At 72.5% G+C, this 16532-nt stretch carries 18 protein-coding genes and 1 pseudogene; 8 read left to right on the top strand and 11 right to left on the bottom strand.

Annotated elements, in window-relative coordinates; translation table 11 throughout:
* Nucleotides 1-18 precede the first annotated feature (18 nt).
* Entirely contained in the window at nt 19-984 is a 966-nt protein-coding gene (locus tag ABD143_RS02760; protein WP_343970707.1) for a sugar-binding transcriptional regulator, read from the top strand.
* Nucleotides 981-1763: a phosphotransferase enzyme family protein gene (locus tag ABD143_RS02755; RefSeq protein ID WP_343970704.1), complete on the top strand. Its 783-nt coding sequence runs from the start codon at nt 981-983 to the stop codon at nt 1761-1763. Before ABD143_RS02760 ends, ABD143_RS02755 begins: the two co-directional genes overlap by 4 nt.
* A 233-nt stretch (nt 1764-1996) precedes the next feature.
* On the opposite strand, the gene ABD143_RS02750 is transcribed toward ABD143_RS02755, so the two are convergent.
* Nucleotides 1997-2410 (bottom strand): hypothetical protein, encoded by a 414-nt coding sequence (locus ABD143_RS02750; RefSeq protein WP_343970701.1) that lies wholly within the window; start codon nt 2408-2410, stop codon nt 1997-1999.
* Nucleotides 2411-2439: 29 nt separating this feature from the next.
* The gene (locus ABD143_RS02745) at nt 2440-3492 is read right to left on the bottom strand and encodes an SDR family oxidoreductase (protein ID WP_343970699.1); all 1053 of its coding nucleotides are present in this window, start codon (nt 3490-3492) and stop codon (nt 2440-2442) included.
* A 115-nt stretch (nt 3493-3607) separates the two neighbouring features.
* Between ABD143_RS02745 and ABD143_RS02740 the strand changes: the two genes are divergently transcribed.
* A complete protein-coding gene (locus ABD143_RS02740) occupies nt 3608-4057 on the top strand; it encodes a MarR family winged helix-turn-helix transcriptional regulator (protein ID WP_343970696.1) in 450 nt (149 codons plus the stop codon).
* On the opposite strand, the gene ABD143_RS02735 is transcribed toward ABD143_RS02740, so the two are convergent.
* Nucleotides 4034-4450, bottom strand: a complete 417-nt coding sequence (locus ABD143_RS02735) for a rhodanese-like domain-containing protein (protein WP_343970693.1) — start codon at nt 4448-4450, stop codon at nt 4034-4036. The genes ABD143_RS02740 and ABD143_RS02735 overlap by 24 nt on opposite strands.
* Nucleotides 4447-4950 (bottom strand): cysteine dioxygenase, encoded by a 504-nt coding sequence (locus ABD143_RS02730; RefSeq protein WP_343970691.1) that lies wholly within the window; start codon nt 4948-4950, stop codon nt 4447-4449. Before ABD143_RS02730 ends, ABD143_RS02735 begins: the two co-directional genes overlap by 4 nt.
* 306 nt (nt 4951-5256) lie before the next feature.
* Here ABD143_RS02730 and ABD143_RS02725 point away from each other — a divergent pair, with 306 nt between their 5' ends.
* Nucleotides 5257-6300 (top strand): SPFH domain-containing protein, encoded by a 1044-nt coding sequence (locus ABD143_RS02725; RefSeq protein ID WP_343970688.1) that lies wholly within the window; start codon nt 5257-5259, stop codon nt 6298-6300.
* On the opposite strand, the gene ABD143_RS02720 is transcribed toward ABD143_RS02725, so the two are convergent.
* Both ABD143_RS02720 and ABD143_RS02715 read right to left on the bottom strand, forming a co-directional pair.
* Nucleotides 6252-7154 carry an alpha/beta fold hydrolase gene (locus tag ABD143_RS02720; RefSeq protein ID WP_379659788.1) on the bottom strand — a complete coding sequence of 301 codons (903 nt, stop codon included), beginning with the start codon at nt 7152-7154 and terminating at the stop codon, nt 6252-6254. The genes ABD143_RS02725 and ABD143_RS02720 overlap by 49 nt on opposite strands.
* 14 nt (nt 7155-7168) lie before the next feature.
* A complete protein-coding gene (locus ABD143_RS02715; protein WP_343970685.1) occupies nt 7169-8749 on the bottom strand; it encodes an MSCRAMM family protein in 1581 nt (526 codons plus the stop codon).
* Nucleotides 8750-8958: 209 nt separating this feature from the next.
* Here ABD143_RS02715 and malQ point away from each other — a divergent pair, with 209 nt between their 5' ends.
* Together malQ and ABD143_RS02705 are read left to right on the top strand one after the other, a co-directional pair.
* Nucleotides 8959-10926 carry a 4-alpha-glucanotransferase gene (gene malQ / locus ABD143_RS02710; protein ID WP_343970683.1) on the top strand — a complete coding sequence of 656 codons (1968 nt, stop codon included), beginning with the start codon at nt 8959-8961 and terminating at the stop codon, nt 10924-10926.
* On the top strand, nt 10919-11698 hold the full coding sequence (locus tag ABD143_RS02705) for a 2-keto-4-pentenoate hydratase (protein WP_343970680.1): 780 nt from the start codon (nt 10919-10921) through the stop codon (nt 11696-11698). The genes malQ and ABD143_RS02705 overlap by 8 nt, the downstream gene beginning before the upstream one ends.
* 32 nt (nt 11699-11730) lie before the next feature.
* Here the strand turns inward: ABD143_RS02705 and ABD143_RS02700 are convergent.
* A pseudogene (locus tag ABD143_RS02700) lies at nt 11731-11832 on the bottom strand (DNA-binding response regulator); the annotation flags it as partial.
* A 122-nt stretch (nt 11833-11954) separates the two neighbouring features.
* On the opposite strand from ABD143_RS02700, the gene ABD143_RS02695 reads away from it, so the two are divergent.
* Nucleotides 11955-12320, top strand: coding sequence for an RNA-binding S4 domain-containing protein (locus ABD143_RS02695; RefSeq protein WP_343970677.1), 366 nt, complete (start codon nt 11955-11957; stop codon nt 12318-12320).
* A 26-nt stretch (nt 12321-12346) separates the two neighbouring features.
* On the opposite strand, the gene ABD143_RS02690 is transcribed toward ABD143_RS02695, so the two are convergent.
* Nucleotides 12347-13249, bottom strand: a complete 903-nt coding sequence (locus ABD143_RS02690; protein ID WP_343970675.1) for a DMT family transporter — start codon at nt 13247-13249, stop codon at nt 12347-12349.
* Nucleotides 13250-13471: 222 nt separating this feature from the next.
* On the opposite strand from ABD143_RS02690, the gene ABD143_RS02685 reads away from it, so the two are divergent.
* The gene (locus ABD143_RS02685; protein ID WP_343970672.1) at nt 13472-13921 is read left to right on the top strand and encodes an ATP-binding protein; all 450 of its coding nucleotides are present in this window, start codon (nt 13472-13474) and stop codon (nt 13919-13921) included.
* Nucleotides 13922-14030: 109 nt separating this feature from the next.
* On the opposite strand, the gene ABD143_RS02680 is transcribed toward ABD143_RS02685, so the two are convergent.
* The 3 genes from ABD143_RS02680 to ABD143_RS02670 all read right to left on the bottom strand — a co-directional run bounded on the left by ABD143_RS02680 (nt 14031) and on the right by ABD143_RS02670 (nt 16528).
* The gene (locus tag ABD143_RS02680) at nt 14031-14930 is read right to left on the bottom strand and encodes a choice-of-anchor P family protein (RefSeq protein ID WP_343970669.1); all 900 of its coding nucleotides are present in this window, start codon (nt 14928-14930) and stop codon (nt 14031-14033) included.
* 15 nt (nt 14931-14945) lie between these two features.
* On the bottom strand, nt 14946-15800 hold the full coding sequence (locus tag ABD143_RS02675; protein WP_343970666.1) for a L,D-transpeptidase: 855 nt from the start codon (nt 15798-15800) through the stop codon (nt 14946-14948).
* Between the two features lie 206 nt (nt 15801-16006).
* Nucleotides 16007-16528, bottom strand: coding sequence for a beta-class carbonic anhydrase (locus ABD143_RS02670; RefSeq protein WP_343970663.1), 522 nt, complete (start codon nt 16526-16528; stop codon nt 16007-16009).
* Nucleotides 16529-16532 lie beyond the last annotated feature (4 nt).

Here is a 16532-nt window from a genome sequence, read left to right as displayed (position 1 = left end):
GGAAGTCTGGGAGGCACTGTGGTCGCGGTCGGCGGGGGGACGCGGGGGCCCGCCCATCTCGTGCTCAGCGCTTCCGTGGCGCGGAGGTACTACCTCGACGGCCGCTCCAAGGTCGAGATCGCCGAGGAGTTCGAGCTCAGCCGGTTCAAGGTGGCGCGGCTGCTCGATGACGCGCGCGCGAGCGGGCTCGTCCGGATCGAGATCGGCCACCCCGGCACCGTCGACGTCGACCTGTCCGGGCGGCTCATGACCGCGCTCGGCCTCAAGCACTGCGTCGTCACCGACACCCCCGACGACCACCCGGAGTCCCTGCGCGAACACCTCGGCGCAGCCGCCGCTGACCTGCTCACCGAGATCATCACCCCCGACGACGTGCTCGGCCTGTCCTGGGCCCGTTCGGTGAGCGCGATGGCCGCGGCGCTGCACAGGCTCGCCACCGTGCCGGTCGTCCAGCTCACCGGGGCGCTCGCCCGCCCGGGTGTGGACGACAGCTCGATCGAGGTGGTCCGCGACGTCGCCCGGGTCGCCGGCGGGCCCGCCTACTTCTTCTACGCGCCGATGGCCGTGCCCGACGCCACCACCGCGCAGGCCCTGCGCCGCCAACCGGAGGTCGCGCAGGCGTTCTCGCGGATCGACACGGTCACCTGCGCCGTCGCCGGGGTGGGCGCGTGGACCCCGGAACAGTCCACGCTCTACGACGCCACCTCCGAAGCCGAACGCCGCGAGCTCGCCCGGCAGGGCGTCTGTGCGGAGATCTCCGGTGTGCTCGTCGACTCCGACGGGGCGCCGGTGCCGTCCTCGCTCACCGAACGCATGATCGGCATCACCGCCGAGCAGATGCGCACGGTGCCCGAGGTGATCGCGATCGTCTACGGCACGGCGAAGGTCGAGGCGGTGCTCGCCGCCGTGCGCGGCGGTATGGTCGACAGCCTGGTGACGCATTCGACGCTGGCCGAGGCGCTGATCTCGGCGCCTGGTCCATGACGGTCGAGGTGCAGCTCCTGGGCGGCACGGCCAACCAGGGGCGCGTGCACCGGGTCGGCAACACCGTGCGCAGGCCGCTGCGACCCACGAGCGCGGCCGCCCATGCGCTGCTGCGCCACCTCGAGGAGGTCGGGTTCGACGGGGCGCCCCGGGTGCTCGGGGTGGACGAGGCCGGCCGCGAGGTACTCAGCTACGTGCCCGGCCAGGCCGTCACCGCCCCGCCGCCGTGCTGGGGGCTCACCGACGAGGCGCTGCGCAGCGTCGGCCGGCTCGTACGCCGCTTCCACGACGCCACGGCGGACTTCGACCCGTCCCCGTACCAATGGTCTCCCCAGGTGCCCGCCCCTTTCGGAGACGGCGGAATAGCGCACAACGACCTCAACCTCGACAACGTCGTCTTCCGGGGCGGCACCGCCATCGCGCTGATCGACTTCGACCTGGCAGGCCCGGGCACCCCGGTGTGGGACGTGGCGGCGGCAGCACGGCTGTGGGCGCCGCTGCGCGATCCGTCGGACGTCACTGACGTCCGACGCGGGCGGGAGCTGCACCGGCTGCGCCAGTTCGTCGACGCCTACGGGCTCGACGCCGAGGGACGCGCTGCTTTCCTCCCCGCGCTGCGCGACAGCCACCGCTGGATGCGTGACATCGTGCGCGAGGGAGCCGCCGACGGCGTCCCCGGCTTCGCGGCCTACTGGACGGCGGAGGCCGAGGCACGCGCCGAACGAGCAAGAGCCTGGTTCGAAAGCGCAGCCGACGAGATCACGAACGCCGTGACCTGAACAGCAACACCCGCGAGTCGGGGTCTGGGTGCGCGCGAGTCGGGGCGTGAGTGCACGCGAGTCGGGGCGTGAATGCACGCGAGTCGCGCCATTCGTGCGAGCGAGTCGCTGCATTCGTGCGAGCGAGTCGCTGCTCGCCGTGCACGAGGAGCCGCAACTCGGGCGCACTTTTCCAGCGACTCGCGCACATTTCTCCAGCGACTCGCGCGCATTCAGACCCCGACTCGCGGGCGTCAGGCTGTGGTGCCGACCTTGCCTACCGCGCCGCGCAGGCCTACGCAGCCCACGCAGCCGACGCAGTCCACGCAGTCGATGCACCCCACGCAGGCCACGCAGCGGCGGCAGCCGACGCAGCCCAGGCACGCTATGCAGGCGATCAGCCCGACGCTCAGGAGCGTGAGCAGCGAGGCGATGATCCCGGCGCTCCCGGCGGTGGCCACGCTCCCGGCCACCCCGACGCTCCCGGACGTCGCGACGCTGCCGGCGACCGCCGCACTGCCCGCTGTGGCCACGCTGCCCGCGACCGCGACGCTGCCCCCGGTGGCGACGCTCCCCGCCACGGCGATGCTGCTGTCGGTCGCGATGCTCCCGGCCACGGGCCGGCTGCTGCAGCCCGTCACCTGCTCGACCGATTCGACCTCACCCACGGCCCCGCCTCCCCGTCGTCCGGGGAACGCTACCGCGGGATGATCCGGCGCTTGCGCAGGTCGTCGAACAACCCAAGCAGCATTTCCTTCGTGTCGACATACCGGTGGAAGCCGTACCGGCGTGACTTCGACGTGTCGGCAAACATGTCGTAGTCCCAGGACAGGACGAAGTCGCCGAAGGCCCACGAGGACACGTCGGAGTACGGGGTGGGGGCGAGCCCGTGCTTCGCCACCATCGCGTTCCAGACCGGCTCCTTGTCGGCCATCACGCTCGCGAGCGACATCGGCAGCGGTGGCGCAACCTCCAGCCCGAACGCGTCTGCGACGACGGGCCACATCCGGTTCCATCGGAAGAGGTCGCCGTTGGCGATGTTGAAGGCCTCGTTCGCGCAGCGCGGGTCGGTGGCCGCCCACACCGTCGCCTCGGCGAGCAGCCCGGCGTCGGTCAGCTCCAGCAGCGGGTCGTACGCGCCGGGCCGTCCCGGGAAGCGCAACGGGACGCCCAGCTCCTTGCTGATCGACGCGTAGATGGCGAGCACCACACCGAGGTTCATTGGGTTGCCGAGCCCGAACCCGGCCACCACCGACGGACGGATCGCCGACCACGTCCAGCCGCCTGCAGCCGCGCGCACCTCGACGAGCTGCTGCTGGTCGACGTTGAACTCCGGCGGCATGTGCGGCGGGTCGCTCTCCCTAGCCGGGGTGGCGAACGGGCCGAGGTGGGCTCCGTAGACCTTGTAGCCCTGCATGAGGCTGACGTGCCGCAGCCCGGGAGCCGCGGTCTCGGCCGCGTCGAGCACGGTGCGCAGCATCGTCACGTTCGGTTCGACGAGCTCGGACCAGGTCGGGCGGTCCTGGTAGGCCGCGTAGAACACGTGTGTCACGCCCGGCTCGGCGTGCAGCGCGGCACGCACGGACTCCGGGTCGAAGAGGTCGGCCGCAACGTGCCGCACAGGGCCGTCGACGGGCCCGCCACGCCGGGAGAGCCCGACGACGTCCCAGTCCGGCTGGGTGGCGAGGTGCTCGGCTAGCGTGCCGCCGATGACGCCCCGGGCGCCGACCACGAGTGCTTTCTTGTCCATGGGTGCCTCCTGCCCTCAACGCTTGAGCGAGCGCCGTTAGAGCGCGTGCGCAACATTTGCACACGCTTCCTATCACTGCAAGCAGGTAGGCTCTGCGCACAAGAGGAGGTGCCGGGTGGTCATCGCGGACGACGCGGTCGAGGTGCGCGCGCAGGGCTGGCGGACGCTGGCCGCTCTGCACGGCCGCCTGGAGGAGGCGCTCGAGAAGGCGCTGCAGGCAGGGTTCGACCTGTCGGTCGTCGAGTACACGGTGCTCGACACCCTCGCCCGGCAGGACGGCTGGCACATGCGCATGCAGCAGGTCGCGCGCGCCGCGGCCCTCTCGCACAGCGCCACCACGCGGCTCGTCACGCGTCTGGAGAACCGGGGCCTGCTCAACCGCACCCTGTGCGCGGACGACCGGCGCGGGATCTACAGCTCGCTGACCGACCACGGCAAGGAACTGCTCGAACGGGCCCGCCCGGTGCACGCGGCGACGCTGAAGAAGGCCCTGGACGAGGCAAGCGAGAGCCCCGAGCTGACACCTTTGGTGGAGGCGCTCCTAGGGACCCTCCCCCGCCCCTGACCCCCTCCTGAGCAGATGCGAGGAGGTGGGGGTGAAGGTCGCCTTCCAGGCTTGGTAGCCGCCATCCAGGTCGGTTGCGTTGTGCAGGCCCAGGTCCTGCAGCGACGCGGCCGCCAGGCTGCTCGCGTAGCCCTCCGAGCACACGAGGATCCACGTGACATCGTGGTCGACGGCTTCCGGGATCCGCGAATCGGACGCGGGGTCGAGGCGCCACTCGATGTGGTTGCGCTCGATCAGCAGCGCGCCGGGCAGCTCGCCCTCCTGCTCGCGCTGCCAGGCGGGGCGGGTGTCGACGAGGATCGCACCGCGCTCCACCATCTCGGCCGCGCGGCGCGGGTCCGGGCGGTCGAGGCGGGCCCTGGCCGCCGCCAGCAGGTCGTTGACGGTGGTCATCCCACTCCCTCCGACGATCCCGACTCGACGAGCACACTGCGCGTGCGCCGCAGCCGCGGGCCCTTCTCGACGGAACCGGGCTCGACCGCGTAGTACGACATCGCCGTGAGCGGCGGCGAGTACGCGTGCACGGACACCGCGGGCGCCGCGGCGGGGTTACCCACGTCGTGCACGTGCCCGAGCGGGAAGCCAAGGCTGCGGCCGGTGCGCAGCTGCCGCGAGCGCAGCCCGTCGCCGACCCAGCGCTGCTCGACGAGGCTCCCGGACACGACGGTGAGCGCTCCGATGGACCCCGCGTGGTCGTGCAGCTCGGCGGTCTGCTCGGTGGCCCAGCTGATCAGCCAGACGTCGACGTAACTGTCGCTTCGCAGCAGCCGGTACCAGCGGCGCTCCGGATCGACCTGGACGAGGTGTCGGCCTGCGCGCACCTCGTCGGCGACGTCCCGGGTCAGGGCGGTGAGATCGGCGAGCGAGAGCGGGGTGGGGGCGTGCAGCAGCACGGCAGTGCTCCAGTGGTGACGGCGAACGAGCGGGCGGGGACGTCAGCTCGGGCGACAGCACTGGTCGAACGCGTCGGCACGGCGAGTGCCCCAGATTTCTCCGAGGAAGGCGGCCGGCGCGTGCACAACCACATCTGAGCACACCGGATCCCCTGGTTCCAATCCTTCCCACGGCGCGGGAGGAGCTTGCCCTGGCCGGGGTAAATGTCCGGGCATGAGACCGCAGACCCGGGGTAGCGCCCTCCCGGCCGGGAGCGAAAGGATCATCCCGACGATCACCCCAACCCGCCCAGCCGGAGGATCCGCATGTCCACGAAAGCCCGAGCGAAGTCCGGCTCCCCCATCTCACGGCTGGTAGGTGGACTGGTGGTCGTCGCGGTGATCATCGGGGCGATCTTCGGGTTCATCGCGCTCACGTCGTTCTCCCGCACCGACGGCGGCACGACGTTGGTCATCCGCAACGGCGGGCCGTTCGACTCGCAGGACATCCGGCAGGTGCTCGCCCCCGCAAGCCCGCGGACGTACTCGGGGATGTTCTCGGAGGAGCATCCCTACCCCGCGCAGCAGCGGTTCTACGACATCGTCCCCGCCGGCGACGACACCCCCGGCGTCAATGCCTACCGGACGCCCACAAGCGACGGCGTCGACGTGGGGCTCACCGCGCGGCTGAACTTCCGGCTCAACACCGCGGAGCCGGTGCTGCGCGCGTTCGACGACGCCTACGGCACGCGCACCTTCCAGGTGCCGGGCACCGACGAGCGCCTGGCCGTGTGGGAGGGCGACGCCGGGTTCGGCGCGTTCCTCGACGTGGTCATCAAGCCGGTGCTCGAGGAGACGCTGCGCCAGCAGATCGGCACGGTGGACTGCGCGGAGCTGCAGGCGTCCTGCGCGCTGGTGCAGAACTCCACGCCGGAGCAGGTGGCGAACGCGGCGGCCACCGGGCAGGGCGCGAACAACGCCGAGGTACTCCAGCGCATCCAGACCAACGTGCAGACCGCGCTGGCCACGAACATCAACCGCGCGCTCGGCGGTGATTTCCTCACCAACATCAGCTTCTCACTCACCGGCGTGGACCTCCCTGCACAGCTGCGCGAGCGCATCGAGGCCGCGCAGGCGGAGTTCGCCGGGGCGTCGGCCGCGCAGGCGCGGCTCAACCAGGCCAGGCTCGACGCCGACGCGAACGCCGAGCGCCAGCGCGGCTACCTCGCCTGCAACGTGTGCGCCCAGATCGACCTGGTGCGCGAGCAGGGCGAGGCGCAGCGTAAGGCGAACGAGGCGCTGCAGGGTTCCGGGGTGACCGTCTACGCGCCCGGCGGCGGCACCGGCATCAACGTCAACACGCCGGGCTGAGAGAGCACCCGTTCAGCGGTGCGCGGCGAGCCACTCCCGCAGGTCGGAGAGTGGTCCGTCGCGCTCCGGCTCCTTGTAGATCTCGTGCCAGAGCCCCGGGTACCGCTGCACGGTGAAGTCCGGTGATCCGCACGCCTCCTCCAACGCGCGGAAGCCGGAGACGTCGGTGATCGCGTCCAGCTCGCCGTACTGCAGGAGCAGCGGCAGCCGAAGCTCCCGCGACCGCTCCGGCAGCACGCTGAACTGCCGGAACAGCGCCGAAGACAGCCCCAGCGTCGGGTGGCCGTGGTGTACCAGCGGGTCGGCCTGGTAGGCCGCGTACACCGCGGGGTCCTTGCTGATCTTGGACGCGTCGATGCCCGCCGGGCGGAGCGTCGGGGCGAACCGGGCGACCTGCATGAGCACCGGGACGACCGCGGCGGGCAGGGAGCTGTTCGCCAGCGCGGGCGCCGACAGCACGACCCCGCGCAGGTCGTCCTGGTGGTCGAGCGCGTAGGCCAGCGCGATCTGCCGCCCATGCTGTGGCCGAGCAGGAAGACGGGCAGCCCATCGTGCCGGGCGGCGGCGAGCCGGCGGAAGGCGTCGAAGTCGGCGAGCCAGTCGGCATAGTCGACGAGGTGGCAGCGCTTCCCCTCGGACCGTCCGTGGCCGCGCAGGTCGAGCCCGTACACCGCCCACCCGGCGGGGACGAGTGCGTCGACGACGTGGCCGTAGCGGCCCGAGTGCTCGCCGAGACCGTGGCAGAGCAGGAGCACCCCGGTGGGCGGCTCCGGCGGGAGCCACGCCTGCCAGAACAGCTCGACGTCGCGGACCCCGGTCAGCCTGCCCTCGACGTGCTCCAGCCGATCGGCCATCCGCGTCCCCTCCGTCAGCTGTAGCGCTGTCCGGTCATCATGCCGTCGTCGGCGTCGTCGTACCCGTCGTACCGGGCCGCGGTGGGGCTGGCGGACGCGAGGATGGCGTCGTGCCGGAGGTGCTTCTCGTCTGGCACCTCGACGAACCCTGCCGCCGGCACGAACCCCGCCGCGGCGACCGAGATCCCGTACTCGCCCGATCCGATGTCCGCGATGCGATAGGCACCTTCGGCGTCGGTCATGACCGCGTCGACGACCTCGCCGTCCTGCACGAGCGTGACGCGCGCCCCCACGATCGGCCCGTCCTCACCCTGCACGGCGCCCGACACCGACGCGGACCGCGCGAGCAGTACCTCGGCCTCGACCGGAGCGTCGCCGACCGTGACGGCCACTACGCCCGGCTGGTGGCCCGCGGCCGTGGAGATCAGCATGAAGCTGCCCTCGGCCGGGGCGAGCACTTCACCGAGCCCGTCCGCGTCGGCGATGACGTCGGCCACGCGGAGGCCGCAGTCGTCGAGCAGCGCGACGGCCGCGCCGCCGACCGTGGCCCCGTCGCGGCGCACCACGCGGAACCGCACGGGCTGGGCGAGGCCCTTGTTCACGACCACCTCGTCCTGGGCGTCCGGGCCGACCATGGAGATCACCGGTGCGCTGTCGGGACGTGCGCTGGGGTCGTAGCCGAACGTGCGGAGGAGGGCCATGTCGGCGGCGGCCTGCTCGGCCGCCCGTTCCTCGGGGGTCCGACGGCCCAGGGGTAGCGCCACGAACTCGGCCTCCGGCTCTGTGCTGGGGATGGGGGCGGGGGTGGGGGTGGGGACGGCGGCGGGCGCCGGCTCGGGTTCGGGGGGAGGGCCTCCGTCTACAGGCCCGGACTCCCCCCTGGCGAGCGAGGAGCGGGAAGTCTCGGCGCCGGCTTCCTCGGCGTCGACCTCGGCCCAGTTGGCCCACCCGGTCCATGTCGGGTCGGGCTCAGGGTCGGCGTCGTGGCCGGCGGCCGCGATGGGCGGCACGAGCCGCAGCACCACTGGCACCGGGTTGGCCGGGGCCGGCACGGCGGCGACCGGCTCGGGCGGCGGATGCCACGTGCCCGCCCCGCCGTCACCGGCGGCCATGAGCGAGGCCCGATGCCACGGTGTGTCGGCACCCGCGACGTCGGGGCCCTGCGCTCGCGGTGCCTTCTCGGCGGGCTCCTCGACCACTGGTGCCTGCTCGACCGGTGCCGGCGCGGCGACAAGGGGCGGAGGCGGTTCGGCAGGCGGGGGTGCCGGGGCGCGCTGGGCGACCGGCTCCGGGAGCGGCGCGGGCTCGGGCGCGGGCGTAAGGGCGGCAGCAGGCTCAGCCGGGGGCGCCGGCGATGGCTCGGCCCGTCGCTCAAGACGCACGGGCATGGCAGGGGCGGCGACCGCGACGGGCCGGAGCGCGGGGTCGGGCGCCTCGGCGCGCAGTCTTACGAGGTCAGCGACGGTCCTGGGCCCACGAGTGGCGGCCGCTGCCCGCTGCTGCCGCCACACCACCAGCACCACGACAACCGCGGCCGCGAGCACGACGAGGACCAGCCCGAGCGCACCCAACAGGCCGAGCAGACCCAGATCCATGGCTCTCCCTCGCTGCGCCTGCCCACCCCGCCGACGAGCCACGGGGACCGTGACCATGGAACGTAGCACCCCGCGGTGCCCGGATCGGGGAGCGGGCGGGAGCGTGTTATCGCAGGTCAGGGCCGCTTATCACGATCAATTGTGGCGCGGCATGCTGATCAGGTGCCGCGTCTGCGAATACGGGCGGGGCCGGGCGGGGAAGGAGCGGTGTGAACACGGACCTGAGGGAACTTGCGGCTGCGCACGGCGTGGCCACCGAGTACCGCGACGGGGATCGGCGGCCGGTGCAGGTCGACGACGACGTCGTGGTCCGGGTGCTCGGGCTGCTCGACGTCGACGCGACCTCGCCGGAGGCGTGCCGGGCCGCGCTCGCCACCGCGCGCGCCGACGCCGCGGCGGGCCGCCTGCCAGGCACGATCGCCGCCCGCATGGACCAGGCACACCCACTCCCGGTGCCTGGGGTGCTCGTCGACGAGCGGGGCGCGCGCCGGGAGGTCACCGAGATCCCCGCGGGTCTCGAGCCCGGCTGGTACCGGCTGGAGACCGGCGACCAGGAGGTGACGGTCGTCGTCGCCCCACCTGCGCTGCCCGAACCACCGCGGTCGTGGGGCTGGATGCTCCAGCTCTACGCGCTGCACTCGGCGGGCTCGTGGGGCATCGGGGACCTCGGCGATCTGCGCGCCTTTACCAGGTGGACAGGCACCGAGCACGGCTCGGGCGCGGTGGTGCTCAACCCGCTGCACGCGTTCACCCCCGTTCCGCCGGTCCAGCCGTCGCCGTACACGCCGTCGAGCAGGCGGTTCGGCACCCCACTCGCGTTGCGCGTCACCGACCTGGAGGCCTACGCCCGCGCGGACGCGCCCACCAGGGCGGAGGTTGACGCGCTGCGCCCGGAGACTGTCGGCGGGCGCATCGAGCACGATCGCGTGTGGGCCGCGAAGCGCTCCGCGCTGGAGCTCCTGTGGCGCTCCGAGGGCCGCCCCGAACCCCGGGACGCGCACGCGGACCTCTGGGAGTTCGCCACGTTCTGCGCGCTCGCCGAGCGGTACGGGGGCCGCTTCAGCCGCTGGCCCGTGAACCTCCGTAGCCCGGACGCGCCGGGGGTCGCCGCGGCCCGCGCGGCCCTCGCCCCTCGGGTGGCCTTCCACGCTTGGGTGCAGCAGCAGGTGCAGATCCAGCTCGCACAGGCGCGGGACGCCGCGCGCGCGGCGGGGGTACGGGTGGTGCACGACCTGGCCGTCGGGTGCGACCCGGAGGGTGCCGACGCGTGGGCGCTGCAGGACGTCCTCGCGCTCGGCGTGCGGGTGGGCGCGCCGCCGGACGCGTTCAGCCAGCAGGGGCAGGACTGGGGCCTGCCGCCGTGGCGTCCCGACCGGCTCGCCGCCACCGGGTACGCCGCCTACCGCGACCTCCTGCGTGCACTCCTGCGGCAGGCCGACGGGCTGCGCATCGACCACGTGGCCGGGCTGTGGCGGCTGTGGTGGGTGCCTCCGGGCGAGACCCCGGACCGTGGCACGTACGTGCACTACGACGCCGAGGTCATGCTCGCCGTCCTGACGCTCGAGGCGCACCGCGCCGGCGCGGTCGTGATCGGCGAGGACCTCGGCACGGTGGAGCCGGAGGTCACCGAGGGCCTGGCCGCCCGCAACATGCTCGGCTCGTCGGTGCTGTGGTTCACCCGCGACCGGGACGCGCCCGGCGAGCCGCTGCTCCCGCCGCAGGAGTGGCCGGAGAAGTCGGTGGCCACGATCTCCACCCACGACCTGCCGACGGCCACCGGGTTCCTGCGCGGCGAGCACGTGCGGGCGCGGGCGGAGCTCGACCTGCTCGACGACCCGGCGGCCGAGGCGGCGAAGGCCGAGGTCGACCGGCTGGAGCTGGTGGAGCTGCTGCGCGAGCAGGGCCTCGTCGAAGGCGAGCACCCAGGCGAGGACCAGCTCGTCGTCGGGCTGCACACGCTGCTGGCCCGCAGCCGCTCGCGTCTCGCGCTCATCTCGCCTTACGACGTGGTCGGCGAGGTCCGCCAACCCAACCTGCCGGGCACCGTCGACCAGTACCCGAACTGGCGGCTGCCGCTGCCGGTCTCGGTGGAGGAGCTCTACGACGACCCCCGGGTCCGGGTGGTGGTGGACGAGATGCGGCTGCACCACTCGGGGCAGGATGGGCCGCATGTCTGATGACCTGTCCCGCGCCGGCACCGCCGCCGACGTCATCTGGAAGGCCTGGTCCACCGGCGAGCGGATCGCCGAGCTCCCAGCCGACGTCCGCCCCCAGGACGCCGCGGAGGGGATGGCCGTCCAGCAGGCCGTGGCCGGGCTGGCCGGTCCGGGCTACGGCTGGAAGCTCGCGGCCACGAACGCCGCCGGAGCGGCACACATCGGTGTCGACGGCCCGCTGCCCGCCCGGCTCTTCGAGCGCTTCCGGCACGAGCCGGGCGACGTCCTGCCCTCGGGTGATCTGCACATGCGGGTGGTGGAGGCCGAGTTCGCCTACCGGATGGACGCCGCCGTCGAGCCCGGCGCGAGCGCCGACGAGGTGTTCGCCGCGGTCGGCGCGCTGCATCTCGCCGTCGAGATCCCCGACTCGCGCTTCACCCGGTTCGAGGTGGTCGGCGCCGCACAGCTGATCGCCGACTGCGCGTGCGCCGGGCGGTTCGTGCTGGGACCTGGCGTGCCTGGATGGACCGGTCTGGACTTGTCCACATGGGGGACGAGCCTGTGGATCAACGGCGCTGAGGCCGCCACGGGCAGTGGTGGCAACGTCCTCGGCGACCCGCGCACGGCCCTGACCTGGCTCGTGGGCGACCTGGCCCGATACGGGCTGCATCTCCGCGCCGGCGACATCGTCACGACCGGCACCACGACGACCCCGGTGCCGATCGGGCCCGGCGACGAGGTGCGCGCCGACTTCGGCGAGCTCGGCGAGGTGGAGTTCCGCTTCGCTCCGTGATCCCGTGCCTCTAGTGCGGTGGACTTCCGTCTCTAGGACCCGGGCTGGTAGCGGTAGCCCATATCGGGCTCGGTGAGCAGGTGGCGGGGGCGGGAGGGGACCGGTTCGAGATTGCGCCGCAGTTGGCCCACGTACGTTTTAACGTTGCGACACCCGCCGAATCCAGCGCTATCGGCTGGCGCGGGCCGGGCGAAGATGACCGCGAAGGCCGCATCCCGCTCGCCCCCGGTGGGCAGGAGCGGCCATCATCGAGGGCGTGGAGTCGACCCGACTGGACCGCTGGCTGTGGGCGGTGCGGCTGACGAAGACCCGTCCGGACGCCGCGGCGGCGTGCCGCGGCGGGCACGTTCGCGTGAACGACCAACCCGCGAAGCCCGCCACCCCCGTGCACCCGGGTGACGAGGTGCGGGCCCGCGTCAACGACGCCACTCGCATCGTCGAGGTCGTGCGGGTGATCCAGAAGCGAGTGGGCGCGGCCGACGCCGCCACCTGCTTCATCGACCGCACCCCCGCTCCCCCGCCGGAGGCCGCGATCCCCGTGGCCAGGCGCGAGCGCGGCGCGGGCCGGCCGACCAAGCGCGAACGCCGCGTGCTCGACGCCTTCCGGGCGGGGAACGTCTAGTGTCCCGCCCAACGACGAGGCGGGGCTCAGCCGACGGCGGGCTCGACGGCCACCACGGGCTCCCTCGTCCGCTCCCGCAGCCCCAGCGCGGTGACGGACGCGACCACCACGAACAGCCCGAGCCACTGGGTGGGCTGCAGGTCCGTGCCGAGCAGGCCGACGCCGATCAGCGTGGCCGTCACCGGGAACGCCAGCTCGGCGAGGGTCGCGCGGGCGGCGGCGGTGGATCGCAGCCCGATGTAGTACAGCATCAGCCCGAGCAGGCCGGGCACGAGCGCGAGCAGCACCAGCGGCCCGAGCTGCGCGGGCGTCACTGCGAGGGGCGCGCCCTGCACCGCCAGCACCACCGCGCTGGCCGGCAGCCCGATCGCGAACCGGAGCACCGTGACGTCGCGGCTCGCGATGCGCACGCTCACCATCCGCCCGAGTACCGTGCCGACCGCCCAGAGCGCCGCGGCGGCCACCGCCAGCAGGGCGGCCGCGACGGCCTGCGGTGCGGCGTCGAGCGGGTCGGGGAACGCCATCAACCACGCGCCTACGAACGCGGGCACGGCGAACATCCAGTAGCCCCGGTGCATCCGCTCGCCGATCAGCAGGGCCGCCGCGACGATGACAATCACCGGCTGGAGCTTCTGCAGCACGAGCGGCGTGACCGGGTCGCCGTAGCTGAAGGCCTGCGTGAACAGCGCCGTCGCCACGGCGGACGCCCCCGCCCCGATCACCACCAGCGCGACGCGCTCGCGGCGGGTGGCGGTGCGGAACGCCCGCACCGCCGACGGCAGGAACGGCACGAGCACCACCACGATCAGCAGGTGCTCCCAGAACACGATCGTCGCGGCCGGCAGTTGCCCGGCGAGGGGCTGGCGGAGCAGGCCGTCAGTACCCCATAGCGCGGCGGCCACCGCGATCAGCCACGTGCGGTCGGGCACGTTCCCAGGTCGATCCACATCGGCCCCAACGCACGGGGCGGGCGATCCATACCCGGTCCTGCCCCTGCTCCGAGCGGCCCGTTCTTCCGACAGCGCAGCGCGTCCGGTTGGACGTCGCTGGGGCGGGGTACGCCTGCGCCAGTTGTCCACTAACTGACGTCGACGAGAACGTCCCCTGCCCGACAACCGACCGTGGCCACGGTGCCGACCTGGGAGTGATTGATGCCAGCGCTCGCTCGCGGGCCCGAGCCGCTGAGACTTCGTCTCGAAGCGCCGTCGCTGCCGACCCAGCTGTCCACGGTGCGCGGGCGGATGGCGGCCTGGGCGGAGGCGGTGGGCCTCGGCACCGACACAGTGGACGATCTCGTGCTCGCGACCCACGAGGCGCTCGCGAACGTGGCCGACCATGCGTACCCCGAAGGTGTCGGCGAGGCCTTCGTGGACGCCGAGTGCCGCAGCGGCACGGTGCTCGTGGTGGTGCGCGACCGCGGGCAGTGGCAGCCACCGCCTGGGGACCCGGGGTGGCGCGGCCGTGGCCTCATGATCATCCACGGGCTCGCGGAGCGCGTCGAGGTCCGCCACGGGGATGCCGGCACGACCGTAAAGATGCAGTGGCCTCTCCCGGGATCGACGAACAGCCTCGCGGCGAGAGACCACCTCAGGCCCCACTGAACCCGGAAACAGCACGGCGGGCGGGAGCCGTTCGGCTCCCGCCCGCCGGCGGTCACTGCGTTACTGCGTTGTCATTGCCAGGTGCAATGACGTGCTGCGGTGCTGCGGGTCAGCCCGTCACCGGCAGGGCCGCCGCCACGATGGACGGGGCCGGGGCAGCCGGCAGGGTCGACGACCCGGCAGCGCCATCGTCGGCGCCGGAGTCGTCACCGGAGTCGTCGCTGCTGCCGTCGTCGCTGCTGCCGTCGTCGCTGCTGCCGTCACCGGACTCGTGGCAGTTCGCCGCACCCACGGTGATGGTCTGCAGCGGGCTACCCAGGGCGATGTCGGTGCCGAGGGCGCCGTTGACGCCGTCGAGGACGTCACCGACGGTGCTGGCACCCGCGTCCAGCGGGGCGCCGAGCAGGGCGCTCAGGCCGGGCAGGGCTGCCTTCTCCTCGTCACTCAGCTCCTCGTCGGGGCTGGTGGCACCCGGGAGGACGCTCAGCTCGATACCCGTGACGGTCAGGGAGCCGTCGGAGTTGCGACGCTGGTCGTTCAGCGTCACGGTCAGGAGCGGGGAGAGGTCGACCTTGGTGCCCGGCACCGAGGTGTCCGGCAGCGGCTGGCCGAGGAGAGTGCCGTTGATGATCTCCAGGCCACCCTTGCCGTCCTCGCACCAGGTGCGGACGAGGTCGGCGCGAAGGATGCTGAGCAGGTTCAGCTCGGTGACCGAGGTCTCGGCCTTGCCCGCTTCGGCCTCGGCGGTCAGCACGCCGAGGGCGATGTCGTCCTCGTGCTCGCCGAGAACGTCACCGATCCCCAGCAGCTGGTCCCCGACGAACTTGCCGTCCTTCGAGGCGACGTAGGGCAGCGGGTCGATCGTCAGCGCGCCGGAGGCCGCGATCCCGTACGCGTAGTCCGGGAACGTGTCCTCCTGCGCGACGGCGGCGGTGTTGCCGAGAAGCAGAGCCGTCACGGACGTAACCGCGCCGACCGCCGCCGCGCGGGCGAGCGTCTTGGTGTTCACAGTGGTCGAAACCCCTCAATCTTGGTCGATCATCACGAGCGTGCCGAGCGGAACCTCGGCCAGCTTGTCGAGCGCGTCAGCGGGGACACGGATGCAGCCCTCGCTGACGGCGGAACCGAAGGCGTCCGCAGAAGGCCAGGTGTGGATGGCGACGGTCCCGGGACCACCACCGAAGGTGTCGTGCGTTGGGCTGTGCGTTCCGAGCGGGAGGATCACCGGCGAGAAGTTCTGGCTCGGGTCGGAGAACGCACCGAGCAGGAACGTGCGGCCCGTCGGAGTCGGGGTCTCCTGCTTGCCGACGGCGATCGACCACGAGTCGACCCTCTTGCCGTCGCGGAGCAGCTCGAGTTGCTTCGAGCCCAGGTGCACGTTGACGACGAAGGGCGTCCTGGCGCGCTCGACGTCGTCAGCCCGCAGCCAGCCCGTGGAGGCGTCCGGCCGCGAGGGGAGCAGGACCTGCACGAAACCGGACTCCTCGGCGATGACCGGGAGCCAGGTGTCGCCGAACTGCGTCGGCTCCATGCGGGCGATGGCCTGCCCGTTCGGAGCGTCGTAGACCGGCGTCTCCCGGAGCGGGTGCACGACGATGCCGTCGTTCACCTGGTCCGGGTTCGGGTCCGAGGGCGCACCCTCAATGGTGGTGAACGTGGTGCTTGCCAGAAGGTCGGCACCGGGGGCGGCCGGCCCGAGCTCGTTGGCCGCCACCGCAGACGGCCCGGTGGCGGCCGGGTCGCTGCCGCCGCTGAAGAAGGCGAACCCGAGGACGGCAACGAACATCACGACAACGCCCACGACCGCACCGGTCAGGAGGGCGCGGCGGGACGGGCCTTTGGACGGCGCAGCCTTCGGCGGCGCGGTGTGCTGTGACATGGCACCCAACAGAGCAGTTCGGACAGGGATGACTGCAACCGGGTGACGACAGCGTCGCCCGGTTACAGCGCGCGCAAATGATCAAACGACAGGCGCGCGTCCGGGTTACTGCAAGTTGTCCGATTACCGTCCGAAGTAACAGACGTGACTTTGGGTGATCACGTCCGTACTACCCGATCGGCCCGGATGCCATGTGCTGGAACGGACTACGAGTCCGCGGCCGAGGGCTCCGGCTGCACCTCGTCGAGACCAAAACCCTGGATGTCAAGTACGAACCCGCGGACGACGGTGTCTTTCAGCAGGAACGGGTCGCGGCTGATGCGGGCCATTCCGCGACGCACGCTCGCTACGGGGTCCGTGAACGTGCCGGCCCGCCACGGCGGCCGCATTCCGACATCGGTGGCGAGCTCGTCGGAGAACTCGTCGTCGGTGAACGTCGCGAGCCCGCAGCCGCTGTGCTGGACGAGGAGCACCTCACGGGTCCCGAGCTTGCGCTGACTGATCGTGAGCGATCGCAGCACGTCCTCGGTGAGGACACCGCCCGCGTTGCGCAGCACGTGTGCATCACCCGGGTGAAGGCCGAACAGAGTAGCCACGTCGATGCGTGCGTCCATGCAGGTGATGACCACGGTGTGCAACGCGGGCGCGGCTACGGCACCTTCTGCCGCGGCGGCGGCTCGGCTGCGCCCCTCGGACTGATAACGGCGCAGCAACTCCTCGTGACCCATGCGG

Origin of the sequence: Pseudonocardia aurantiaca, assembly GCF_039526725.1 — a bacterium.
GTDB lineage: Bacteria > Actinomycetota > Actinomycetes > Mycobacteriales > Pseudonocardiaceae > Pseudonocardia > Pseudonocardia aurantiaca.
The sequence above is the reverse complement of the archived record's forward strand: the minus strand, read 5'-3'. Positions and strand labels throughout refer to the sequence as shown.

Excerpts from the sequence above, each read along its gene's own strand:
- ABD143_RS02720 (WP_379659788.1), bottom strand. The coding sequence starts at position 7,154 with ATGGCCGATCGGCTGGAGCACGTCGAGGGCAGGCTGACCGGGGTCCGC.
- ABD143_RS02715 (WP_343970685.1), bottom strand. The coding sequence starts at position 8,749 with ATGGATCTGGGTCTGCTCGGCCTGTTGGGTGCGCTCGGGCTGGTCCTC.
- ABD143_RS02725 (WP_343970688.1), top strand. The coding sequence starts at position 5,257 with ATGTCCACGAAAGCCCGAGCGAAGTCCGGCTCCCCCATCTCACGGCTG.
- ABD143_RS02705 (WP_343970680.1), top strand. The coding sequence starts at position 10,919 with ATGTCTGATGACCTGTCCCGCGCCGGCACCGCCGCCGACGTCATCTGG.
- ABD143_RS02670 (WP_343970663.1), bottom strand. The coding sequence starts at position 16,528 with ATGGGTCACGAGGAGTTGCTGCGCCGTTATCAGTCCGAGGGGCGCAGC.
- ABD143_RS02675 (WP_343970666.1), bottom strand. The coding sequence starts at position 15,800 with ATGTCACAGCACACCGCGCCGCCGAAGGCTGCGCCGTCCAAAGGCCCG.
- ABD143_RS02685 (WP_343970672.1), top strand. The coding sequence starts at position 13,472 with ATGCCAGCGCTCGCTCGCGGGCCCGAGCCGCTGAGACTTCGTCTCGAA.
- ABD143_RS02745 (WP_343970699.1), bottom strand. The coding sequence starts at position 3,492 with ATGGACAAGAAAGCACTCGTGGTCGGCGCCCGGGGCGTCATCGGCGGC.
- ABD143_RS02755 (WP_343970704.1), top strand. The coding sequence starts at position 981 with ATGACGGTCGAGGTGCAGCTCCTGGGCGGCACGGCCAACCAGGGGCGC.
- ABD143_RS02735 (WP_343970693.1), bottom strand. The coding sequence starts at position 4,450 with ATGACCACCGTCAACGACCTGCTGGCGGCGGCCAGGGCCCGCCTCGAC.